Origin of the sequence: Paenibacillus elgii NBRC 100335, from assembly GCF_004000865.1 — a bacterium.
In the GTDB taxonomy this organism is placed as follows: Bacteria; Bacillota; Bacilli; order Paenibacillales; family NBRC-103111; genus Paenibacillus_G; species Paenibacillus_G elgii.
The window spans coordinates 66867-90056 of record NZ_BIMB01000026.1; the positions used below are offsets into that span (position 1 = coordinate 66867).

25 protein-coding genes and 1 other annotated feature are annotated in these 23190 nt (G+C 55.8%); of the genes, 10 read left to right on the forward strand and 15 right to left on the reverse strand.

The window, feature by feature from the left end; all coding sequences use genetic code 11:
- The first annotated feature begins 28 nt into the window (after positions 1-28).
- The 3 genes from PEL01S_RS19460 to PEL01S_RS19470 are packed head-to-tail and all read left to right on the forward strand — an operon-like array spanning position 29 to position 2517.
- Complete coding sequence (locus PEL01S_RS19460; protein WP_127461479.1) at positions 29-769, forward strand: ABC transporter permease; 741 nt, start codon at positions 29-31, stop codon at positions 767-769.
- The gene (locus PEL01S_RS19465; protein ID WP_127461480.1) at positions 770-1912 is read left to right on the forward strand and encodes a sensor histidine kinase; all 1143 of its coding nucleotides are present in this window, start codon (positions 770-772) and stop codon (positions 1910-1912) included.
- Positions 1909-2517: a response regulator transcription factor gene (locus PEL01S_RS19470; protein WP_127461481.1), complete on the forward strand. Its 609-nt coding sequence runs from the start codon at positions 1909-1911 to the stop codon at positions 2515-2517. Before PEL01S_RS19465 ends, PEL01S_RS19470 begins: the two co-directional genes overlap by 4 nt.
- Before the next feature lie 12 nt (positions 2518-2529).
- Here the strand turns inward: PEL01S_RS19470 and glgP are convergent, their stop codons facing one another.
- Entirely contained in the window at positions 2530-5100 is a 2571-nt protein-coding gene (gene glgP / locus PEL01S_RS19475; RefSeq protein ID WP_127461482.1) for an alpha-glucan family phosphorylase, read from the reverse strand.
- Between the two features lie 84 nt (positions 5101-5184).
- The gene (gene spoVV, locus PEL01S_RS19480) at positions 5185-6441 is read right to left on the reverse strand and encodes a dipicolinic acid transporter SpoVV (RefSeq protein ID WP_127461483.1); all 1257 of its coding nucleotides are present in this window, start codon (positions 6439-6441) and stop codon (positions 5185-5187) included.
- A gap of 341 nt (positions 6442-6782) precedes the next feature.
- Between spoVV and PEL01S_RS19485 the strand changes: the two genes are divergently transcribed.
- Positions 6783-7178, forward strand: a complete 396-nt coding sequence (locus PEL01S_RS19485) for a globin domain-containing protein (RefSeq protein WP_063184068.1) — start codon at positions 6783-6785, stop codon at positions 7176-7178.
- A 50-nt stretch (positions 7179-7228) separates the two neighbouring features.
- The gene (locus tag PEL01S_RS19490; protein ID WP_010496458.1) at positions 7229-7930 is read left to right on the forward strand and encodes a DUF2225 domain-containing protein; all 702 of its coding nucleotides are present in this window, start codon (positions 7229-7231) and stop codon (positions 7928-7930) included.
- 51 nt (positions 7931-7981) lie between these two features.
- Here the strand turns inward: PEL01S_RS19490 and PEL01S_RS19495 are convergent, their stop codons facing one another.
- Genes PEL01S_RS19495 through PEL01S_RS19505 form a run of 3 tightly spaced genes read right to left on the reverse strand, consistent with a single transcriptional unit; the run spans position 7982 to position 9541 of the window.
- On the reverse strand, positions 7982-9070 hold the full coding sequence (locus tag PEL01S_RS19495) for a GGDEF domain-containing protein (protein ID WP_108531259.1): 1089 nt from the start codon (positions 9068-9070) through the stop codon (positions 7982-7984).
- Between the two features lie 29 nt (positions 9071-9099).
- A complete protein-coding gene (locus PEL01S_RS19500) occupies positions 9100-9345 on the reverse strand; it encodes a hypothetical protein (protein ID WP_063184070.1) in 246 nt (81 codons plus the stop codon).
- A gap of 4 nt (positions 9346-9349) precedes the next feature.
- Entirely contained in the window at positions 9350-9541 is a 192-nt protein-coding gene (locus PEL01S_RS19505) for a YycC family protein (protein WP_010496464.1), read from the reverse strand.
- A 158-nt stretch (positions 9542-9699) separates the two neighbouring features.
- Here PEL01S_RS19505 and PEL01S_RS19510 point away from each other — a divergent pair, with 158 nt between their 5' ends.
- Positions 9700-11490 carry a M3 family oligoendopeptidase gene (locus tag PEL01S_RS19510; RefSeq protein ID WP_127461484.1) on the forward strand — a complete coding sequence of 597 codons (1791 nt, stop codon included), beginning with the start codon at positions 9700-9702 and terminating at the stop codon, positions 11488-11490.
- 459 nt (positions 11491-11949) lie between these two features.
- Here the strand turns inward: PEL01S_RS19510 and PEL01S_RS19515 are convergent, their stop codons facing one another.
- Positions 11950-13209, reverse strand: coding sequence for a methyl-accepting chemotaxis protein (locus PEL01S_RS19515; protein ID WP_108531257.1), 1260 nt, complete (start codon positions 13207-13209; stop codon positions 11950-11952).
- Between the two features lie 297 nt (positions 13210-13506).
- Between PEL01S_RS19515 and PEL01S_RS19520 the strand changes: the two genes are divergently transcribed.
- Entirely contained in the window at positions 13507-13890 is a 384-nt protein-coding gene (locus PEL01S_RS19520; protein WP_063184073.1) for a hypothetical protein, read from the forward strand.
- Between the two features lie 556 nt (positions 13891-14446).
- A complete protein-coding gene (locus PEL01S_RS19525) occupies positions 14447-14956 on the forward strand; it encodes a GNAT family N-acetyltransferase (RefSeq protein ID WP_127461485.1) in 510 nt (169 codons plus the stop codon).
- A 70-nt stretch (positions 14957-15026) separates the two neighbouring features.
- Here PEL01S_RS19525 and PEL01S_RS35750 read toward each other — a convergent pair whose 3' ends face one another.
- The 3 genes from PEL01S_RS35750 to PEL01S_RS19540 form a co-directional block, all read right to left on the reverse strand.
- Positions 15027-15236: an aspartyl-phosphate phosphatase Spo0E family protein gene (locus PEL01S_RS35750; protein WP_371860717.1), complete on the reverse strand. Its 210-nt coding sequence runs from the start codon at positions 15234-15236 to the stop codon at positions 15027-15029.
- A 65-nt stretch (positions 15237-15301) separates the two neighbouring features.
- A complete protein-coding gene (locus tag PEL01S_RS19535) occupies positions 15302-15499 on the reverse strand; it encodes a helix-turn-helix transcriptional regulator (RefSeq protein ID WP_157999732.1) in 198 nt (65 codons plus the stop codon).
- 181 nt (positions 15500-15680) lie between these two features.
- Positions 15681-15908: an alpha/beta-type small acid-soluble spore protein gene (locus PEL01S_RS19540; RefSeq protein WP_036693306.1), complete on the reverse strand. Its 228-nt coding sequence runs from the start codon at positions 15906-15908 to the stop codon at positions 15681-15683.
- Positions 15909-16008: 100 nt separating this feature from the next.
- Here PEL01S_RS19540 and PEL01S_RS19545 point away from each other — a divergent pair, with 100 nt between their 5' ends.
- Positions 16009-16488 (forward strand): hypothetical protein, encoded by a 480-nt coding sequence (locus tag PEL01S_RS19545; protein WP_127461486.1) that lies wholly within the window; start codon positions 16009-16011, stop codon positions 16486-16488.
- Here the strand turns inward: PEL01S_RS19545 and PEL01S_RS34580 are convergent.
- From PEL01S_RS34580 to PEL01S_RS19565, 5 genes are all read right to left on the reverse strand, one after another.
- Entirely contained in the window at positions 16485-16646 is a 162-nt protein-coding gene (locus tag PEL01S_RS34580; RefSeq protein ID WP_157244139.1) for a hypothetical protein, read from the reverse strand. The two genes, PEL01S_RS19545 and PEL01S_RS34580, sit on opposite strands and share 4 nt — an antisense overlap.
- Positions 16647-16775: 129 nt before the next feature.
- Positions 16776-17987: a CapA family protein gene (locus PEL01S_RS19550; protein ID WP_127461487.1), complete on the reverse strand. Its 1212-nt coding sequence runs from the start codon at positions 17985-17987 to the stop codon at positions 16776-16778.
- A gap of 195 nt (positions 17988-18182) precedes the next feature.
- The gene (locus PEL01S_RS19555; RefSeq protein WP_174806976.1) at positions 18183-19136 is read right to left on the reverse strand and encodes an aldose 1-epimerase; all 954 of its coding nucleotides are present in this window, start codon (positions 19134-19136) and stop codon (positions 18183-18185) included.
- Positions 19137-19234: 98 nt separating this feature from the next.
- Positions 19235-20203: a TIGR03943 family putative permease subunit gene (locus tag PEL01S_RS19560; protein ID WP_127461488.1), complete on the reverse strand. Its 969-nt coding sequence runs from the start codon at positions 20201-20203 to the stop codon at positions 19235-19237.
- A gap of 35 nt (positions 20204-20238) precedes the next feature.
- Complete coding sequence (locus PEL01S_RS19565) at positions 20239-21396, reverse strand: permease (RefSeq protein WP_127461489.1); 1158 nt, start codon at positions 21394-21396, stop codon at positions 20239-20241.
- A gap of 176 nt (positions 21397-21572) precedes the next feature.
- Positions 21573-21850: a binding site (T-box leader), on the forward strand.
- 69 nt (positions 21851-21919) lie between these two features.
- Here PEL01S_RS19565 and trpS point away from each other — a divergent pair.
- A complete protein-coding gene (gene trpS, locus PEL01S_RS19575) occupies positions 21920-22909 on the forward strand; it encodes a tryptophan--tRNA ligase (protein ID WP_127461490.1) in 990 nt (329 codons plus the stop codon).
- A 53-nt stretch (positions 22910-22962) separates the two neighbouring features.
- On the opposite strand, the gene PEL01S_RS34585 is transcribed toward trpS, so the two are convergent.
- Positions 22963-23139 (reverse strand): DUF5325 family protein, encoded by a 177-nt coding sequence (locus PEL01S_RS34585; protein WP_157999733.1) that lies wholly within the window; start codon positions 23137-23139, stop codon positions 22963-22965.
- Positions 23140-23190: the final 51 nt, after the last annotated feature.

The following is a 23190-nucleotide window of genomic DNA, read 5'->3' on the forward strand; positions in this document are numbered from 1 at the left end:
CACTCGAAAGCACAGGAGGATGACGAAAATGAATATGTTTATTGCCCAATGCAAGGCAGAGCTTTTGCGCTCGCTTCGCAACAAAAAGGTCGTTATATTTTCCATCGGCGTTCCGATGCTGTTTTATCTTATTTTTACGAATTCCGCCGGGGGCGATGCCGGTATGGGTGGTACCGTCTGGAAAACGTATTATCTCATGTCGATGACCGCCTTCGGGCTGCTGTCCATCAGCATTAATACGCTCGGAGTCCGCATGTCCCAGGAGCGGGCGCAAGGTTGGGTGCGCTGTCTGCATGTGACGCCGCTGCCTTCCGGCGCATACGTCGGCGCCAAAATCGTTTCCATGTCGGTGGTGAATGCGGCGATTATCGCCGTCATGTTTTTGGCGGGCGGCTTGATTAAAGGGGTTCAGCTCAGCATGGCGCAATGGGTCGGCTGCGGCTTATGGCTTTTGATCGGTTCGCTTACGTTCCTTGCGCTCGGCACACTCGTCGGCATGGTCAAAAAGGCGGAATTCGCCCAAGTGATCGCCAGTCTGCTGCAAATCGGGCTGTCGCTGATCGGTGGCCTATGGATGCCCGTCGATGCGATGCCGCCGATGATGAAGGCCATCGCCGTTTGGACGCCGTCTTACAATTTCGGAAACGGGACCTGGTCGCTCATTGCCGGCCATCTGCCCGAATGGACCAGCTTGACGGTTTTGGCTGCGTATTTGATCGTTTTTGTGCTACTATCTTCTTATCTCGCCAAAAAACAGGAAGCGGTGTAAATGAAGATAAGGTTGCCATTCCGGTTTTTTCCGGAAAATTTCAAGCCTTTCGGCTTCATTTGGATCATCAATTTGATGATCCCTTTATATTACTTGCTGCAACTGCCTTTCCGTGCAGCGTGGATCGGGTACACGAGCGTCGCTATCCTGGCACTTGCTTTCCGGCAGGCGTTGTGGGATAGGGAGAGACGTTTCGTTTATGCGCTGATCCAGATTACTTCCGTCGCCGTTTTGGGGTATGTGTATACCCCCTCTTTTTTATATTTCGGCTTTTACTGCATCATGGCTATCGGCATGCTCCCTACCGTCCGCAAAGTGGCGTTTTCCGTCGCATATATGGTGGCTGCCTTCGTCTTGACGATGTATTTGTTTTACGAAAAAGTGGGCGAGGCGGTGCAATTCGATTTTATTCCCAGCCTGATCATTCTTGCCGTGCTGCCCTTTGCCATGAAATCGCACCGTAAGGCGGAAGAGCTGCGCAAGCAGCTGCGGCATGCGAACGACGAGATCGAGCGGCTGATCAAAAATGAGGAGCGCCAGCGGATCGCCAGAGACCTACACGATACACTCGGTCATACGTTGTCTCTGATCACGCTGAAGGGCGAGTTGGTCGAGCGGCTCATCCCGCACGATCCCGAACGGGCGGTGCAGGAAGCGAGGGATATCCAGACAACGTCGAGAACTGTGCTGAAGCAGGTCCGGGAGCTGATCTCCGATATGCGCGCGGTGCATCTCTCGGACGAGCTTCGGCAGGCCGGGCAAATTTTGAGCTCCGCCGGGATCGGTTTCGAAACGGCGGGGGATGCGGAGCGGATTCGGATGACTCCCGTCGTGATGAATATCTTAAGCATGTGCTTGCGGGAAGCTGTAACCAATGTGGTCAAGCACAGCAAGGCGAAGCATTGCAAGGTGGAGCTGATGGAGAAATCAGGTTCCTATGTACTTAAGGTACACGACGACGGCGTCGGGATCGACGGCGAGGGAAGCAAGCTTGGACAGGCGGGAAGCGGCCTGCTGGGGATGAAGGAAAGGCTGACGCTCATTGAAGGGACGCTGGAGTTCTCCAAGCGGGAGGAGACGGGAACGACATTGACCATTACGGTTCCGAACGTTGTTAAACGGCAGCAAACGGAGGGGAAATGATGAAAATCGTCATTGCGGAAGACCAGGGTATGCTGCGTGGCGCGATGAGCACGCTGCTTTCGATGGAAGAAGATATCGAGGTCGTCGGCCAGGCCGGGGACGGGGAAGAAGCGCTGCGGCTTATCCTGAGCCTGGACCCCGATCTTTGCGTGATGGACATTGAAATGCCGGTGCTGAGCGGACTTGACGTGGCCGAGCGCTTGAAGGCGGAGGGAAGCCGGTGTCGGGTCGTCATCGTGACGACATTTGCCCGGACCGGCTATTTTCAACGCGCGATCCGGGCGGGGGTACAGGGGTATCTGTTGAAGGATGCCCCCGTATCCGATCTGGCCGGCGCGCTGCGCACCATTCATGCGGGCGGCCGGGTCATCAGTCCCGAGCTCGCCTACTCGATGTGGGAACAAGAAAACCCGCTCACGGAGCGGGAGCAGGATATTTTACGGCATTTGGCTCAAGGATCGACGGTGGGCGAAATTTCCGGCACCTTGTTTTTATCTCCGGGTACAGTGCGCAACTATATCTCCGAAATCATGCAGAAGCTCGAAGCCAAAAACCGGATCGACGCCGTGGCGATCGCCCAAAACAAAGGCTGGATCGAGATTTGACCCGTCGTTCCGTTAGAATGTCGTAACCAGCGGCAGCTCGAAGCGGCGGGCGAAGTTCGCGCTCACCGGATATACGCGCACACTGTAATGGGGGCCATGCTGGAGATGGGGCGGAAGAACCGCCCGGTACAGCACCGTGTTGTCTCCGAGCTCGCGCACGGGCTCCATCGTCACGATCACCGGGTCCCAGCGGCCCGCTTTTTCCTCGTAATAGACGATCTCGACCGCTGTATCTTTATACCAGACCGGTCCGAATTTCACCGTGGCCGTGATCTCCTTAGGGGAAGTCGCATTCGTGTGGGCCAGAGGATCGTTCAGCTCGGCAACGCGGACGTGATGCCAGTTTTTCCGGATAAACCTCTTGTAATCGGCAACTTTGGTCGCTTCGTCATAGCGGTTGGCTACAAAATGCTGCGTCCGCTTCAAGGCGGGGACGTAAAATTCGTTCACATACTCCATGACCATCCGGTCCGAATTGTAGACCGGCGCAAGCGTGCGGATCGAACGCTTCATCCGGGTGACCCATTGGGCCGGGAGCGGGCGTTGATTGTAATAGAGCGGCACGATCTCCGTTTCGAGCAGGCGGTAGATCGCTTCGGTGTTCTCGCGCTCCTGCGTACCGGCATCCGCTCCTTCGCTCGATTCGATGCTCCAGCCGTTGGCGCCGTCGTAGCCTTCCTCCCACCAGCCGTCCAGCACGCTGAAGTTGATGACGCCGTTCATCGCGGCTTTTTGGCCGCTGGTGCCGCTCGCCTCGTACGGCCGCCGCGGGTTGTTGAGCCACACGTCCACTCCTTGCACCAGATGGCGCGCCATGTTCATGTCGTAATTTTCAAGCATCACGATTTTGCCGCGGAACCGGTCCAGCTCGGACACTCTGTAGATCTCGCGGATCAGCTCTTGTCCGGGACGGTCGGCCGGGTGCGCCTTGCCCGCGAAGACGAACTGCACCGGCCGGTTCGGATCGTTCACCAAGCGGTCCAGCCGCTCCAAATCGTTGAAGATGAGATTGGCCCGCTTGTAGGTTGCGAACCGCCGGGCGAAGCCGATGGTCAGCGCGTCCGGGGACAAATAGTTCCGGACCTCCTCGATCCGGTCCGCCGGCAGGCTGTTGCGGCGCCGCTGCTCGCGCAGGTTGGCGCGGGCGAGCCGGATCATCCGCTGCTTCAGCTCCAGATGAATGGACCAGAGCGATTCGCTTGGCACCAGATCGACGGTTTTCCATGAGTCTTTACTGGCTTGATGGCTCAGCCAAGTCCCCGGCAAAAAGCGGCCGAACAGCTCCTTGAGCTCGGGGGCGAGCCACGTGCTCAGGTGGACGCCGTTGGTCACGTGCCCGATCGGCACCTCCGGGATACCGATGCCGCCGTGGAAGGCCCGGAACATCTCGCGCGACACGTGGCCGTGCAGCTTGCTGACCCCGTTGCGCAGCGCGGAGGTGTTCAAGGCAAGGTGGGTCATGTTGAACAACTGCTTCGCTTCGTCGAGCCCAAGCTGGGTCCATTCCCGCCGGGCGGACGGATAATCGGCGAACAGGCGGCTGAAATAATATTCGAACATCGGGAGCGGGAACGCATCGTGCCCGGCCGGTACCGGCGTATGCGTCGTAAATACGGTGCTGGCGCGGATGACCTCCAGCGCGACGTGAAACGGCAGGCCTTTGTCGAGCTGCTCGCGGATGCGCTCGAACGACAGAAACGCCGCATGCCCTTCGTTGATATGGAACGTGCCGGTCGGAATCCCGAGCGCCCGCAGCGCTTTGACGCCGCCGACGCCGAGCAGCACCTCCTGCGCAATCCGGATATCCTGATTCCCCCCGTACAATTGAGCTGTCAGCTCGCGGTCCCAGGGGCTGTTTTCCTCCAAGTCGGCATCTAGCAAATAGACCGGTACGCGGCCGACCTGCACCTGCCATACCTTCAAGCGGACGGTCCGGTCGGCCAGCGTCACGTCAACGGCCAACTCCCGCAGCGGAGGCGCGGCATCCCCTTGACCTGCGGCCGGCGATTCGGCTTCCAGCACCGGAACATAGGCGGGGACGATCGGCAGCTTGTTGAAGTCGTAGGCGATATTTTCGGCCAGCTGCCCTCCCTCCGTATCCAGCTTTTGATCGAAGTAGCCCTTCTTGTAAAGCAATCCTATGCCCACGAGCGGTACGCCCAAGTCGCTGGCCGATTTGCAGTGGTCCCCGGCCAGAACGCCAAGTCCTCCCGAATAGATCGGAAGCGATTCATGAAAGCCGAATTCCGCCGAGAAGTAAGCGATCGCCTGTCGGGCGTGCTGCGGGTATTCCTTCTGAAACCACGTTTCCGCCTCGCGGTACGCGTCCCACTCGGCCATGACGTCAAGGTATCGCTGCAGGAAGGCTTCGTCCTCCGACCGTTCCTTCAGGACGGCGGCATCTGTTTCCGTCAACAAGCGCACGGGATTGTGCCGGAACTGGTCCCACAGCTTCGGCTCGATCGCCGCGAACAGCGCCTTGGCTCCGTCGTTCCAACTGAACCACAGGTTGAAAGCAAGCTCGGTCAATCGTCCGATCGCAGGCGGCAGCGCCAAATCTCTTCGATGGAACATCGTATACATCGTTTCACCTCGACCCTGAATTTGGTTCTTCGACTGCGGAAGCAGAAGGAACCGGTTACGCTTCTGTTGGCTCCTAGTAGTATCTTATGATCGAATCCGCTTCATACATCTTTTCCCTATAAGAAAACAGAAGGATAGGAGCAGCGATGCGCCTAGCACCGCAGCAAACGTAAGCCCGGCCGCCGGAAGCGTATGCTGCGCCAGCGTCTCCAGCGGGCGGGTCATATCCGGCTTAGGAAAAAAGGCGGCAAGCTCGGCATGATAAGGGGCAAGCGGTTGCCATAGAACCATGACAAGCCCGGCCGCAAGCAGGCCGTGGACGAATCGGGCCGCGACGAACGGCGCGTAGCGCAGGTTCGTATGGTGCAGCAGGCTGATGATCTGCGCATGCACCGAAAGGCCCCCCCAGGATAGCACCCAGGCGGCGATCGCCACCTGATACACGAGCGGGACGCCGGCTGCCGCCCCTGCGGCTTTGGCCCCGAGCGTCACCTCGAAGAAGCCGCTCGCTACCGCTTCGGCGAGCGGGAGCGGCAGTCCGAAGACGCCCAGCACCGATTCAATGGCCGCGTAGAACAAGCTCATTACCTTCGCGGAAGCCATCACTTCCATGACGACGGAGAAAAAGACGACGAGTCCGCCGATCACGAAAATCATCGACAGCCCCGAGGCGAGCGCCTGCTGCAGCATCGTGCCCAGCGTCCGGCCGTCGTTCATCCGGGCATGATGCATCGTTTCGAAAGCGCGGCGCCACAGCGGCTGGCCGGGGGAGGCTTCCAGCAGAGACGCGAACGCTGGCTGGCGGTATTCGTCGGCGTGCTTCCCCGGTTTGCCGTGAAACCGCATCAGGAAACCGATCAGCAGAGCCGAGCCGTAATGCGCTGCAGCGAGCACGCCCGCAAGCGCGGCATCGTGGAAAAAACCGACGGCTACGGCGCCGATCAGAAAGATCGGGTCGGACGATGTCGTAAAAGCGACCAGTCGCTCGCCCTCCTCCCGGTTGACGAGCCGCTGCGTCCACAGCTGCGACGTCAGGCGAGCGCCGATCGGATAGCCGGAGGCGAAACCCATAGCCATGACGAAGCCCCCGATGCCGGGAATGCGAAATATCGGACGCATCATCGGATCAAGCAGCATGCCGAAAAAATGCACGATGCCCAGCCCGAGCATGATTTCGGCGATGACGAAGAACGGGAACAGCGCCGGAAACAGCACGTCCCACCAGATGGACAATCCTTTTAGCGAGGCTTGAAACGCCTCGGCGGGGAAAGCGAGCATCAAGCAGGCCAGCAGGACGGCGAGCGATGCGGCGACATGGACGGATATTCGTTTGCCAAGCAAAGGTACCACTTCCTTTCGAGAAAGGCCTGTCATTCTGATATATGAGCCGCTGCGGGGAGACATGCCTCCCGGACGCGCAGGCATCGGGGACGAAAAAGTTGCCGGGCCGTCAGAAAAAGGCTGAATTTTCGAGCTATGTATGGTACAATAGTACCAATATGAGAATGGGAGTGATTTCAGATGATGGGTATCATTGCTGGAATTCTCGTATGCGCTTTTGTGTATGTCATTAGGGAGACGTTGATGACGTCGGGCGAAGAGGATGTATAAAGCGTTTTACAAAATAACGATGCTAAGTCGCAAGGCAGCTTAGCATCTTTTTTCGTTGGGAGATGAACCGCATGACCCGGGAAGAACGGGAGTTGACGTTTTACGAAGCGATCGGCGGGGAGGCGGCCATCCGCAGCATTGTGGAGGCCTTCTACCCGAAGGTGCAGGCGCATCCGCTGTTGGGGCCTCTGTTCCCGGAAGACATTATGCCGGTCATGGAGAAGCAGTACTTGTTCCTGACGCAATTTTTCGGCGGGCCGCCGCTGTATTCCGGGCAGTACGGGCACCCGATGATGCGTGCGCGGCATTTGCCGTTTCCGATCACGCCGGAGCGTGCGGACGCCTGGCTCGGCTGTATGGCGGAGGCGCTGGAAGAAACGGGGATGGAACGGGAGCTTCGGCTTGCCGTACTGGAGCGGCTGAAGGGCCCGGCGTATCATTTTGTCAACACCCATAGCAACAGCTAACGAAGCTTATTGAAACCAGAAAACGAAGCTGATCGAAGGAAGTGTGTTCCGTGGTCGAACCTTTATTTCAAGTCAGCGTCAGATGTCATCACTGCGACGCCGTATTTCAAACGTCCCGCGTCCGCCCGAGCTTCAAGAAGGCTTCCGGGACCGACACCGATTTCTGCGTTCATTATAAGGACATCAACCCCGACTTTTATGTCGTACGCATCTGCCCCCACTGCGGGTTTGCGGGGACGGAGAATTCCAAGGACCGGCTGACGCCGGCGCAAAAAACGGCATTTCGCGAAAAAATCGCCGACCATTGGACGTACAAGGACTACGGAGGCGAACGGACGTGGGAGGATGCGCTCTACGCTTATAAGCTTGCGCTTGTTACCGCCCAGACGGTCAACGATAAAGGGCGCATTACCGCCGGGATGCTGCACCATATCGCCTGGCTTTACCGCTACCGGAACGACAAGGAGCAGGAAGCCCGGTTTTTGCAGCATGCGCTGGATGAGTATACGCGGGCGTTCGAGACGGAAGCGGCGGAGATGAACAATGCCCGTCTGATGTACCTGATGGGGGAGCTCAGCCGCCGGCTGAAGCAGTATAACCAAGCGGTCAAATGGTTCTCGCGCGTCATTAACGACAAGCGCATCATGGATGCCGGCATGATTCGGGCATGCCGCGAGCAATGGGCCGTGACCCGTGAGGATATGCTTGCGGATTCGGTCGTTCTCGAACCCGAGGCCCAGGAATTGACCTAAGCCCTCAACTCAAAAACGCTTCAAGCTTCCCGGCATCGATCCGAGAACGCTTCAAGCGTTTTTTTGCTGCGTTTGGTCTGCCCGATAGAACGTATAGCGGTTTTTGCCTGCTTGCTTGGAGACGTACAGCGCCTCGTCCGCTTCGGCAATGAGCCGACGGAGCTCGTCACCCGGCATGCGGGAGATGGAGATGCCGATCGAAATCGTCGTTCCGGCCACCGAATCCCCGTAAAAGCGGTGATCTTCGATGTTATGGCGCAGCCAATCCGCATAATGCGACAGCTGGGTTTCATCTGTCATGTGGCTTAAAATAATGAATTCCTCTCCGCCGTACCTGGCGATGTAGTCCTGCTCATGGACGGCCGTTTTCAGCAGCTGCCCGGCCTCCCGAAGAAGCTGATCTCCGTGCAGGTGTCCGAACGTATCGTTGTACCGTTTGAAATTGTCGATATCGATCATCATGATGGCGATGCGCCGGCTGCGGACGGTCCGCTTGGCGATATCCATAAAGCCGCGCAGATTCGGCAGCCGGGTCAGGTTGTCCTGCTTCGCTTCCAGCTCCAGCTTTCGCTGCACGATCCAGATTTTGTTCTCGTCGTTGAACATATAGATCAAGGCCATGATTGCCAGCCCCGAGAAGACGAGCATCAGCAGCTGCGACAGCCAGAACAGCGAGGTTTGGGCCGTCTCCAGCTGGACATGCGAAACGACGCGCACCACGGTGAGAATCGCGCAGACGCTCCAGCCGTCGATTAGCCGGATGAAAGCATAACCGGAATCATATTCTTTACGGTGAAACAACGAGCTGATAATGGCGGGCAGCAGAAGCGACTGAACAGCTTCGATGCCCCAGTCCGGCTTGTGCTCCAGCAGCATGTACCCCGCAGGAAGCAAGGTGGACAGCAGGGAGGAGAGCCAGCCGAACCGCAGGCCGGCCATGACGATCGGCGCGAATTTCAAGTCGCTGAACAGGGAGTCCCCCGACAAGGGCAAGAGCATCATAACGATGCTGGCGGCTCCCGTCAGCAAAGGCACGGCTAATGCTTGTAAACGTTCGATAACCAGCAGATTACGTATCTTAAGTGCCATATAACTGAGCGCTATCAAGGTACAAGCATGCGTAAGCGCAGTGAAATCCATGAAGATGTCTCCTGGGAAGGCGGGAACGCTTACTCTTTGCCGTATCGGCGCAGCGGACGGCCCGCAAGCAAATAATCTTGGTCGGCATCGACCAGAGTCTCTTTATTTCGGCAGCAGGGGAAGACGAGCAGCTTTTTGACGCCTTCGCGAAGTTCCGAGAGGTCTTTAAGTTTGAGCGGCAGCAAAACATTGGCAGCGTGGCAAAAGGGGCAGCTGGTCACATACACGTCTTGTCCGATCCGTTCATAGGGCCATGTATTCTCAAAAGGTATCATACGTCTACTCCCGGCCGGAATTGCCGGAATCTTGATCCGGTGCCGGAGCCGTGGAATTGTCCTTCGTCTGTCCGGCAAGCTCGGCCAGCTTCTGCAAAAGAATATGCTGAGGCATATGCATCAGGTGTTCGATCGGAACCTTCAATTCCTTGGCGAGTTTCTGCGCCGTCTCAGGTGAAATCTGCAAAGGTCTCATTGGCAGTCCCTCCAGTCTATAGATCTACAGTCTCCATTTAATCATATCCGAGACCTAAAATTCAACCAAAAAATGGGGCCGCCGCATTTTGGTTTTGCGCCAAATTGTGGTTTAATGGAAAGAGATACATAATGTATAAATAAGGAAGGTGTTTATCCATGCGTAATCCTTTGCCGCAAACTTGGAATTTGGAGCGCTTTTTTCCCGGAGGCAGCGGGTCTGATGCTTTTACTCAATTTTTGAAAGAGCTGCAATCGAACATCGTCGAACTGGACGAGACGTTAAGCGGGCTGGCCGTACCGGAAAGGGCCGAGCAATCGGCATCGCTGCTTCCCGTGATCGTGCTGGTGCAAACGGCCTTTTTAAAAATACGTGAAGCGGAGTCGTTCACCGGCTGCCTGACAGCGGAAAATCAAAACGACAAGCGCGCGGTCCAGCTCACCGGGCAGGTGAAGTCGATTCAAGCCGCTTTCGCTTCCGCTTTGACGCGTTTCGACGATTTCCTGCGCCGCATTCCCGAGTCGGCCTGGCAAGGCTTGCTTGCTCACGCGGAGTTGATTGAAATCGCTTACCCGCTTGAAGAGCGGCGCCGGCTTGCTTCGGAGAAGCTGCCGCCGGAGCAGGAGGCGCTCATTCACGACCTTGCCGTAGACGGGTACCACGGTTGGGGCGAGCTGTACAACACGACCGTGAGCAAGTTCAGCATCCCGTTCGAAGAGAACGGGAGCGTTACGGAGCTTTCGGCGGGACAAGCCGCCAACAAAATGTACAGCCCGGACCGCAGCGTACGGCAGCGGGTATTCGAGCTGTGGGAGCGGGAATGGGCGAAGCATGCCGATTACTGCGCCGACGCGCTCAATCATCTGGGCGGCTTCCGGCTTAAGCTGTATGAGCGTCGGGGCTGGGATGAGATTCATCGGGAGCCGCTGACCATCAACCGGATGTCGAAGGAAACGCTGGATGCGATGTGGGGCGTGATCGAGCAAAGCAAAGACATGTTCGTCCGTTACCTAGAGCGGAAAGCGAAGCTGCTGGGCGTGGAGAAACTGGCATGGCACGATGTCGACGCACCGGTCGGCCAAGGCAGTACGACGTTCAGCTACGATCAGGGTGCGCAGCTCATCGTCGAGCAGTTCCGCCGCTTCAGTCCGAAGATGGCCGAATTCGCCGAGATGGCGTTCGAGAACAGCTGGATCGAAGCGGAGGACCGCGCAGGCAAGCGTCCCGGCGGATTTTGTACGTCGTTCCCCATCTCCGAGGAAACCCGTATTTTTATGACCTATGCGGGCACCGCATCGAATGTATCGACGCTTGCGCACGAGCTCGGACATGCGTATCATCAGCACGTGATGAACGATCTGCCGGCGTTGGCTCAGGACTATGCGATGAACGTCGCCGAGACGGCTTCCACGTTCGCCGAGATGGTCGTCTCCGACGCGGCGGTAAAAGGGGCGGCCACAGACGAAGAACGCTTAACACTGCTTGAAGATAAAATTCAGCGTTCGGTCGCTTTCTATATGAACATTCATGCGCGGTTCTTGTTCGAGACGGACTTTTACGAGGAGCGCCGCCAAGGGCTCGTGAGCATCGAGCGCTTGAACGAACTGATGGAAGCTGCTCAGAAGAAGGCGTACCGGGATGCGCTTGCCGAGTATCATCCGCACTTCTGGGCATCGAAAATGCATTTTTACTTGACGGACGTGCCGTTCTACAATTTCCCGTACACCTTCGGCTACATGTTCAGCACTGGTCTGTACGCCGAAGCGCTTCGCCGGGGCGCGGCGTTCGAAGACCAGTACATCGCGCTGCTGCGCGATACCGGACGGATGACGGTCGAAGAGCTGGCGAGCAAGCATCTCGGCGTCGACCTGCGCAAGCCGGACTTCTGGCAGCAGGCGATGGACGTCACCATCGCCGACGTCAACGAGTTCCTGCGCTTAACGGAGTAATCTTTAGCCCTGCCTATTTTTTTAGGCGGGGCTTGTTTAGTGAGAAACCCGCTTCGCGTAGAAATTCTCTGCATATGCCGGTGGGGTATATCCCTCCAGCCGCTCTTGAGACCCGTGAACTTGATTAGAATTTGTGGTATTTTCACGGGTCTCAAAGGCGGACGTAAACTCTTACGGGATATACCCCACCTCTATTGGTCTGAGATTTTCTCCATTCTGGGTTTCTTAAAACAACCTGGGCCCCGCCTATTTAGGCGGGGTTTGTTATCTAAAGGGTTCCTAGAGCTGAAAAATTGGATAAACGGGTCCGTCGGAGAGTTTACGTGCCGCCTTTGATATCGGGTCAATACCTTTCAGTTATAATTCAAATGACCCGATATCAAGAGCGGCCGGAGGCGGACCTGTTTATCCCTCATTTCCAGCGTAAGATATGCCCTTCCGACAAAGCCCCGCCTAACGCTACAGCTTAAAGATGCTCATCGTCTGCTGAAGCTTCGTCACCAGCTTCGTCATTTCCTCCGATTGGGCCACGATGGCCTGTACGGCCGAGATCTGGTCGATCATCGAGGCGGACACCTCCTCGGTCCCGGCGGCGGATTGCTGCGTAATGGCCGAAATATTTTCCATCGTAGCCGAAATGTGCTTGGCTCCGGCCAGCATTTGTTCGGTCCCATCGGCGAAAGCGGCGATTTGCTCGGAAATGAACCGGACGCTGCTGACGATTTCCGCGAAAACCCGTTCCGTTTCGCCAATAAGCTTCGTCTGCTCCGCGACGATCTGCTCGTTCTCGGCCATGGACGCAAGCGCATGCTGAATCCCTTGTTCGATACTGCGAACAAGACCGAACACCTCTTTGGTCGAGGCGGTGGCTTCCTCCGCCAGCTTGCGGACTTCTTGGGCGACGACGGCGAAGCCTTTGCCGTGCTCACCTGCCCGTGCCGCTTCGATGGAAGCGTTCAACGACAACAGATTCGTTTGTTCGGCAATATCCGAGATGGTTCGAGTCATTTGCGAGATGCTGCCAGTCTGCCGGGCGAGCGAATCGATCGTTTGAGACACGTTAGCCGTCGCGTCGACATTTTTGCGCATGCCTCCGCTCTGGCTTTCCACCGATTGAAGCCCCTTGTTCACCAGCGCCATCATTTGTCTGGCCCGCGAGTTCATCTCTCGGGTCGATTCCGTATATACGGTTACCCGCTGCTCGATATCCTTCGTAGCCGAGGAGACGCCGCTGATCTCTTCCGAAATCTGATTGGCTCCGGCTGCAAGCTCTCCGGCGGCGACGGACGCTTCCTCAAGCACCGTTTTCATCTTCTCATTCTTAAAATAAATATCTCTGCTGGAGTCGAACACATGCTTCGAGGCCCGTCCGGTTTCCTGCAGAAGCTCGCGCAGCTTCTCCGTCATGCGGTTAAAGGCCGTTCCCAGCTCGCCAAGTGCGTCGTCGGAGCGAATGTGGATCTTTTGCGAGAAATCGCCTTTGGAGATGCTCAGGGCGGCACGGGAGATGTCGCTAATCGGTTCTGTAAGCGCTCTCTCCAACCAGCGTACAAAAGGATAGCTGAGTCCTGCCATCACAGCCAGAAACACGAACCCGAGAATGGGACTTAAGGAGGACGCGGAAATAAGCAGAAGCATGGCGGCGGAATAGACGACAACGAGGGTGTAGCAGCCGATTTGCAGCTTCTTCTTGAACGAAAGGCCCAGAAACCAGTTCATAAGTTAACGACTCCTTTGAGGTATAGGATAAAATGCTTACGTCATCGCCCTGGCTGTATGGGTCATTATACCACCCCCAAGAATGCCCGGTCCATAGTTTTCCAACGAGAGCAGCCATTCAGTCACTTCAATGAAAGCGGTCCCATATGTGCGGTGTCTCGTGATGTAAAATTTTGTTGAATTATCGTGAATTTTATGAAAAAACTTGTTGTCAACGTGGTTATATTGTCCTATAATGGGTCTAGAGCCTCAGATATACATAATATTCCAATTATACTACTTGAAAGGAGGAACTCTGTGATTTTAGAACAGTTGCCTTTAGCCAGACAGTTGGATTTGGTGTTTCGGGAATTGAGAGAGGAGCTGGCTCAGCTTACCTCGGGGACGGTTTTTGTCCAGATTCGAAATAACATGGTCGGGAAGTTCGGCATCCGGCATTTTCCTCTGGAGAGCAAGGGTACGGAGATCAAGGTGGCACAGCGCGGCCTGTCCGAAAGCCATCAGCATTCGTTCCGCCAGACCGCTCTGGAATCGTTGAAGCTGAAACGTTGGACGCACGGTGAGATTCAATTTGAATTCGCGATGCGCCAAGACTTGCTTTGCACCAGCGTGACCTTTGAATCAAATTACAACATGGCGAATTTGGTTAGCGAGTCCAATAAAAACAAGCGCGATTTTTGAACGATATAGAATTTATAAGTTTTCAGCGAAGCTGAACAAATTCTATATCCCAAGAAAAACTTCCGCTAAACCGCGGTCGCTCATCCATGAATAGACTTCGATAGAAATTTTTCTTATTGACTAAGCTTACTGCACTCATACCAAGTCTTTCTTTTATCCCATTATAATTATTTTAAAATTGATTTATGTTTTCAACTAAATTCAATCCTTCTGACGCTCTAATTGTTCGATATAACTTACAGCCTCCCTTGATGGGGAGGTTTTTTTGATTTTAATAGGGGATTATAGTATGGAACTTTTTGGAACAGCAGGCGTATAATCAATTCGGAGGTGATTAACATAGAGTTTTTTGCTATTGGGAGTATGCTGATTTATGTCATTTTAATCGGTCTTTCCATTTACTGTTTAATTTTATTTATTCAGCTTGCGCGCAGAGGGATTGAAGCGCTCGATCTGTACATCCATGACAAGAAAAATAACAAGCATAATCCACCGAATGACACACCTCATTAAGCACCACAGGGGTGTGTTTTTGCGAATGAAAGGGGCAACGACGATGATCGTACTAGAAACCGACCGGCTGATTCTTCGCCACCAAACCGTAGAGGACGCGGCGTTTATTCTGGAGCTTATGAACGATCCTCCCTGGATCCGCTACATCGGCGATAAAGGCTTGAGGACGCTCGATGACGCGCGAAGCTTTATTATAAAAGGGCCGCTGGACTCCTATGCCCGCAAGGGGTTCGGATTTTATTTGACGGAACTAAAGGATGGGGGCACGCCGATCGGCATCTGTGGATTTGCAAAACGGGATTACTTGGAGGATGTCGATGTCGGTTATGCTTTTCTTCCCGATTTCCGGGGGAAAGGGTACGCCTTCGAGGCTGCTTCCGCCGCGATGGCTTATGCCAAATCCGAACTGGGGCTAAAACGCGTTGCCGCGATCACCACCAAAGATAATGATTCTTCGGCCAAGCTGCTGGAAAGGCTAGGTTTAAGTTTTGAGGGTATGATCCCGAAAGCGGGTTCGGATGAGGAGCTCCGGCTCTATGCGATCAACCTCTAACACGCGAGGTCGTCCGGCAATTACTGCGCGGACGAATTGCCGGAAGAAGCCATAGAAAACAGTCCCCCCACTAATCTTGGCCGGTGGGGGGGTCTTGCCATTTGCTGGACAGGCGGGCGTATTCGTTCAAAGCGTCATCCAATTTTTTACTAGCCCTGATCACTTCAGGGTCTACCAAGGAATTCTTGTTTTGGGATAGGGCATTGAGCCCTATTCTAAGCTGTTCTATTTCTTTTAGCATGTCTGCAAGCAGCATATTGATCTCGGACATCGTTACCATTTTTGGCTCGACTTAAGCTATAACTTAAGTTTATGGCCGGAGAACGAGCAAACCAAATTTGCTCTTTACCGTTTACCTGTCTCCCATTCCCATTCAAAAAGATCATCCATATAACAATTAAGGTAATCCGCCGCCATCTTCATTTTGAGAACGGATAGCTTGCTTTTCCCTTTGATGATTTGTGAAATGTAAGATTCAGTAACTCCCAAATGCTTTGCTAGATCTGCCTGTGTCCTGTTTGTCTGAGCCAGCAATTCAGGCAAACGGCTTCTCCCGAACCGGAGAGCCAAAAGCAATCCTCCTTTTGAGGGACTATGTTTCCAATTATACTTAAGTCATAGCTAAAGTGGCAAATAGAAAGCAAATGATAGTTTTGCTATAATGAATGGCAACGGAAAAAGGCGGTCCCTAAGGAGCCGCCCGGTTAAGTATTGAGGTCGTGCATTATCTTGTGAACTTGCCTGCCAGCTGCTGCTCGGCGATTTGAACCAGACGACGAGTGATGTGACCCCCGATTGCCCCAGTATCACGGGTTGCCATAAAGCCATAGTAACCATCTTGAGGAATCTGAATGCCCAGCTCTTGAGCAACTTCATACTTCAGCTGATCCAAAGCCTGATTAGCTTGAGGTACGACCAATTGGTTGCTGCTGCGGGATTGTCCTGCGCCCATCGATATCACCTCCGTTCACTAGGTAGTATGTTCCACGAGAACGATTATACACGGACTGGAAATTGGTAAATACGACCATCGGATCGAGGAGGGATTGAACTTGGGATTTTTGCTGACGTGCAGTAATTGGTCCTTCGATGCGGACCTGCAAATCGTGCATGCCGACGTTAAACTGGAGATTGACGGCGAAACGCTGATCGACGAACCGCTATGCATCGACGTAGGGCTTCCGGCGCTGCTGCTCAGCGTTCATGAAGATGTGGAGCCGTTTCGGTGGGCGCCGGCGGACGAATGGCAGCGGATACCGTTCTTCTGCTGCGGCTGCGGCGATCCGGAATGCCGGGCGTTCTCGTTTATCGTACGGCATAAGGCCGACCGCCGGTTGGAATTGACGGAAGTGGAGGAACGGGAGGGAAGATCCCCACGCGAATTGGGCACGTATGATATCGATTGGTCGGATTACGCCAAGCAGGTAAGGGAGATCGGAGAGACGTTTTTGCGTTTTGTCGAACCTTTGGATTACCGGCCGTATTTCAAGGATACCGTCGAAACGGTAAAGCGGCAGCTTGCCCGGGGCTAGTTGCTATTTTTCGGCTTCTTGAGCGCCTCCATTTGCTTTATTAGGGCGGTCATCTCTTTTTCCAGTCTTTCCATTTCCTTGAACATGGTCTTCATCTGTTTGTCCTCGGTCAACAATTTGGTAATTCCGTCGAACCAATCGGATTTGCTGATGCTCATCTGTCCAGCCTGCCTTTCCGCATTCTTTTTCTATATCGTACGAAAAAAAGCGGGGCAGGTGTGTGTTCCGGACTCGAAAAGGAGAAAAAGGCTGATGCCATACGGCTCAGCTTTTTGTCATTCCACCAGTTAATCGACAAGCAGCTCGGGGAGCCACCGCCGCATATGGTTTGCGATCTCCTCCCGTATGCTGCGCACGCCGGGAAGCTCCGCTTCCGAGGCCTGGCTTAACGGAATGACCAGGTATCCCCGCCAAGCCTGAAACCGGACATAGGTCGGCAGAAACCGAACTCCGCCGATCACGACGGCCGCTTTGCCGCCAGACGCTCCGATAGGCTTCCTCAGCTCCGCCTTCAAAATTCCGCCAATCCGCACGTGCGGACCGGGCTTTTTTTGCGCGGCTAGGAAATTGCCGAGGGAGTAAGCGACGAGCGTTCTCCCGCCGTTTCCGTTATCGATCCATTCCAGCGGCTGGAGCACGTGCGGATGATGGCCGAGGATCACATCGGCTCCGGCGGCTGCGGCCAAACGGGCCCATTTTCGCTGCTGCTCCGACGGAAGCCGGATATATTCGGTTCCGAAATGAAGGCTCGCCACGACAGCGTCGGCTTGTTTCTTGGCCTCGGCGATTTCCTGCTGGAATGCGCGCTCCTGTTCGAGCAAATGCACCAAATAAGGCTTGCCCGGAGGTCGGGGAATTCCATTCGTCCCGTAAGTCCAAGCGACGAAAGCAAGCTTCAAGCCGTTGCGCTCCACGATCCGGAGACGCTGGCGGTCCGCTTCGGTCTCGCTTGCGCCCGCATATTCGACTCCAAGCCGTTTCCAATGCCGAATCGCCTGACGCACCGCCTGTTCTCCGCGATCAAGCGTATGATTGTTCGCCATCGAGACGATATCGACTCCCGCGTCACGAAGAGCATCGGCTGCCTCGAACGGACTGTTGAAGGCCGGATAATCGGACAACCCAAGCGCGGTTCCGCCGGTAATGCTCTCCTGATTGGCGAACGTGACGTCGGCCCCCTCCAAATGCGGCCGTACCGCCTCGAAGACGGGGTTGAAATCGTAGCTGCGCTGTGTCCGTGCGTCCTCGTAGATCGTACGGTGAATGAGTACGTCGCCGACGGCGGCCAAAGTGACCCGGCGTTCCGCAGGGGCAGCCGGTTCGGAAGAAGACAGTGGGCGAGGTGCAGGCGCGGGTGTGGGAGTTGCCTTCGTGGCGTTCCCCGTCCGGGGTTCGCTTGGAGACGGTGCTGGAGGCGCGGTACGCTCGGCCGCGGGAGAGCACGCGCCCGAGAGCAGCAGGATCAGAAGAACGGAATAACGGCAATATCGTTTGGTCATCGCGCGGCCCTCCAGATCGCTTAATTCCAAGCTACTAGCTAATATTTGCGTACGGACTTGGAATTATAGACCCGTGTAGAAAAAGGAAAAGAACGGTGGGGCAACGAGGCGAGGGGGAAAATAATGCGAAAAGGCCCGCGCCGCCCGGTTTCGTTCCGGTCAGTTTGCGAGCCTTTTTAACGTTTGATCATCTAGTTATTTGTAAGTAACCTCAAGCTTTACTTCCAGCTCCAGCGAGCCTCCCGGTTCGATGGCGCGGAAGCCGGTCACCTCGGCCGGTTGATCGATATTCGGCGCGTTGGTGACCCAAGTGTACGGCTCCAGGCAGATGAAATCCCGGGCTTCGCCCTTCGTATAAATGACCCATTGCTTGAACAGATCGGAACCGCTGTAGCGGATATCCGCCTTCGGGCCGGACAGCACGGCAAGGCAAGGGTAGTCCCCGATCTGGAACACGGTGTCCATATCATGGCCTTCCAGCACGTCGCCTTCGGGCAACTTCGCGTACCTGCCGCTAAGCGGCGCGATATGGCCGAGAGGCACGTTTGTTTCGTCCAGCTCCCAGAAGCCGCTCGTCGGCAGCTGCAGCGTCCAGTTCTCCGGCTCGCCGTCCAGCAAAAACCACGTATGGAGCCCGTAGCCGAACGGAGCGGACATTGGGCCGCGGTTGGTCGCTTTCAGCAGGTGACGGAGCGTGCTGCCCCGCAGCTCGTAAGCCACCTCAAGCTCCAACTCGTGCGGGAATTGATGCTGCACGTGTGCATCGTCGGTCAGACGAAAGACGGACGTGATGTAGAGGGCCCCGTCCTTTTCGCCGGTGGCAAGCACGGTCCAGGGCTGGCTCTTGATCACGCCGTGAATATGATTGCCCTGCGCATTGTTGATCTCGAATTGGTAGCTGCGCCCTTCGAACGTGAAGCGGCCATCGCGGATGCGGTTCGGCGGCATCAGAATCGGCGTGCCGTACTGAACCGGCTCGGCGGCCATCTCGGCCGGCGAGGCCGGGACGCGCAGCATTTCCCGCTCCAGCGTTTTGTCCCAAATGCTGTATACGTTGTTGCCGACGGACGGACAAATGCTGACGATCAGGTTGTCGTTTTCGAGTGTATAGGCGGGGGTTCCCTGCCAGTCGATCTGCTTAATTATCATTCCGAAAGCTCTCCTTTGTCCGGTAAAATAGTCCGATCGTAAATCGCTTCCATTGTACCAGAGGAGCCGGGGACTGTCACCCGGGAAAATGGTTTGGATCAGGCGCCGAAATCGAAATTCGGGTAGACGTACGGCACTTTGGCCGGCTCGGCTTTGGCGATTTTCTCGACCTTCAGCACCATGATGTCGGCATCGTTCAGCTTCGTCTTTTGAATCGTACCGGTGACCGTGACCCAGCTGTCGTCCGACAGCGTATTGGCGCGGTCGTATTCGGCCAGTACCCCGAACGGGGCGGCGTCCGCGGAGCAGCATTGGATGGAGAAGCGCGCCACGACGAACTGGTTGCTCTTCATCTCCTCCTGCCGGTAGACGAAGCCGGTGAGCTGCAGCTTTTTGCCGACGAACCGGTCGAGATACAGATCGACGGACGTCAGCGTTTCGATGAACAAATCTTCTTTCACCGTAATCAAATCGGATTTGTAGAGCTGCTTCGCATATTTGGCGTATTGCTGGGTAAATTTATCCGCAGGAAAAAGCTCCCCATCCGCAGGCGTCGCCGCCTGGGTTCCGGGTGCTTGAACGCCTGGAGCAGCGGGGGCGGTATCCGTACCTGCGGCAGTCCCTGCCGGGGCGCTCGTGGTTCCGGTCTCCGCACCGGCGGCTTCGCTGTCTTTTTTCACCGAGCTGGAACTGCTGAGGTTCATCCCTTTTTTGGCGGCAAGACTGCTGCCCATCGTGCTGTCGGGAAGCAGAAAGCCCAGCAGCAGCGGGAAGAAAAACAATCCGTACACGACGATGTTTTTGAACAGCGACCGCGATGGGGTGTGATCATGGTCGCAATCGCAGACGGCGGATGCCCGGCCGCGCCAGGTGCGAAGAGCCAAGTAGAGCTGGTAGGCGGCGACGGCATACAGGGCGACGGCCGACCATTTGACGTAGTCGACCATACGGGGAGCTATGTACAGAAGGATGCCGTCGGTTTTGACCAAATAGGCGATGTAGACGGCGAAGCCGAGCAAAATAACGGTTTTCAAAGCATGATGCAGGCCCAATACCCGAGAATTCACGGCACACACTCCTTTTTGCCTTGTTGGATGTCAAATCACATGAAGAAAAGCCGTTCGTACAGCAGCGATGCGGCGAGCACGACTATAACGACCAGTGCGGACAGCAGAAGCACGAAGCGGGCGCGGAAGGCCGACAGCAGCATCAGCGTGCTTTTGATATCGAGCATCGGACCGAAGACGAGAAACGTCAGCAGCGAGCCGGTCGAGAAGGTTGCGGAAAACGACGAAGCGACAAAAGCGTCCGAGGTGGAGCAGAGCGACAAAACGTACCCGAGCCCCATCATGAACAGATGGGAGGTAAAGTCGCCTTGGCCGATGGACACGAGGCTTTCGCGCGCGACGAACGTTTGAATGAGTGCGGTCAGAAACGCGCCGAAAATCAAATATTTCCCCATGTCGAAAAACTCGTCCGAGGCGTGTCCGAGGACGCCGAGCAAACGGCTGCCTCGGCTGCGCCCATGCCCGTGGTCGTGCGCGTGGCTGTGAGCATGCGTATGCTCGTGATGGTGGGCATGGTCATGATGATGCTCATGGGAATGGCCATGCTCATGTGTATGCTCGTGCTCATGCGCGCTATGCTGGGCGCCGTGGCGCTCATGCAGGGTCTGGGGAGCGCCGTACCCGTTGGCGCTAAGCTCCGGCGCCGCCCCGCGGATCGGGTTACGCTTCACGAACCGGTATACGATGAGGCCGATCGCCGCCGCAACGACGAAGGCGAGCGCCATCCGGGAGTAAGCGATCTCCGGCCGCGTGCGGAATGCCATGAAGGTCGCCGCGTACACAACGGGATTGATAATCGGACCGGCGAGAATGAAGACGACGGCCACATAGACCGGCATTCCCTTCAGCACCAGCCGACGGATGACCGGTACCATGCCGCATTCGCACAGCGGAAAAATAATGCCGACGACGCAGGCGAACAGAATGCCGAGCACCGGATTTTTCGGCATCAGCCGGCGGATCGTCTGCTCGGACACGAACATCTGCAGCAGTGCGGACACAAGCACGCCGAGCAGGACGAACGGCAGCGCTTCGAGGATAATACTGATGAATAGCGTCTTGAAATTTTGCATGCTGGCACTGCTTAAAAAGGACAAGTCCGGCGGCTGCTTTTGCGTATAAATGAGAACCAGCATCAGGATGCACAGCACGGCGAGAATGTTCGTAACCCACCGTTGGACGATTGTTTGCAAGGGGCATGTCTCCTTATTATTCGTAATTATTATTATATAGTATGCTTTCCGATTCGTACATAGGACAAGTTTTTAGAGTTTATGAACGCTGAAAAAGCGTGTGGCCACGGCGTTTAACGCTCCTGTTTCGATTCCGAGGTTGACAAGGGGATGGTGTTTGGGTACAATGACGTCTAATAAGAGCGATGACGGGAATAAGTAGTCGGCAGGCAAGCTCTGCAGAGAGCCGGTGGGTGGTGCGAACCGGCGGGCGGCAGCCGAACGAATGGGTCCCTGAGCTGAAGGTTGAACGTGCGCAGACGTACCCGGGCCCGGGAAAGCTTCGATTAGCGTTGCGCGTCAGTAGGCCGGTCCGGTTTCCTCCCCGTTACAGGAGGCTGAAGACCCGCGGGATCTGTCTGGGACAGTACGTTGTGGGTAAATTAGGGTGGCACCACGGTCTCTCGTCCCTTGCGGCGGGAGACCTTTTTGTTTTTCTCGGGAAGCTTACAGGCGAGATAAGATAAAGGAGGCGGACTTGAAAATGTCCAAATTGAGAGTATTGTCCGGCATGCAGCCCAGCGGTCAGCTGACGCTCGGCAACTATATCGGCGCATTGAAAAATTACGTGAAGCTTCAACATACGCACGATTGTTATTTTATGGTGGTAGACCTGCACGCCGTCACGGTGCCACAGGAGCCGGAAAAGCTGAAGGATCAATCGGAGGCCGTCACTGCGCTCTACCTGGCGGCAGGCATTGATCCGAACGTGGCGACCGTGTTCCTGCAATCAACCGTCTCTGCGCATGCCGAGCTCGGCTGGCTGATGACGACGCTCACGTATATGGGCGAGCTGGAACGCATGACGCAGTTCAAAGACAAAGCTGCGGGCAAGGAATCTGTCGGAGCGGGCCTGTTTACTTATCCGTCGCTGATGGCCGCCGACATTTTGCTGTACGATACGGCTCTCGTCCCGGTCGGCGACGACCAGACGCAGCACTTGGAGCTGACGCGCGATCTGGCGCACCGCTTCAACCAGCGCTACGGGGACACGTTTGCGATTCCAAAAGGCTACTTCCCTGAAGTGGGCGCACGGATTATGTCGCTGGACGACGCGTCCAAGAAGATGAGCAAGAGCAGCCCGAACGCCGGCAGCTACATTGCGATGCTGGACGCCCCGGACGTCATCCGCAAAAAAATAAGCCGGGCCGTGACCGACTCGGGGCGGGAAGTCAAATTCGACCCGCAAAACAAGCCGGAGGTCAGCAACTTGATCAGCATTTACGCCCAGTGTGCGGACAAAACGATTGCGGAGATCGAAGCGCAGTACGAAGGGCAAGGCTACGGGCCGTTCAAGAAGGATTTGGCCGAAGCGGTCGTAGCTGCCTTGGAGCCAATCCAGCAGCGGTATGCGGAGATCCGCAGCTCGGGCGAGCTCTACGATATTTTGCGTCAAGGCAAAGTGCGCGCGGAAGCGCAAGCGGAGCAAATGCTGAAGCGGGTTAAAGAAAAAATGGGCTACGTTGTTCTGTAGCCCATCCCCAGGGCTTGTCTGGACGAAACTTTCTTCGTCCCGGACAAGCTCTTTTATTCGTTTCGTTTTCTCATTTTGGCTTTCACGATAAAGCCGGCTCCGATAAACAGCACCGACACCAAGCCGGACAGCGCCGCCAGCCAAGGCTTGCCCGTGGCCATGAAGAAGCTGATGCATGCGAGGAGCGCGGTGCCCCCGAAGGCAAAAAACAACCCTAATCCTTTCGTCATGACGAGTTCGCACCTGCCTTTCCGATAAAATTTGAAACTCCGATTGATTTT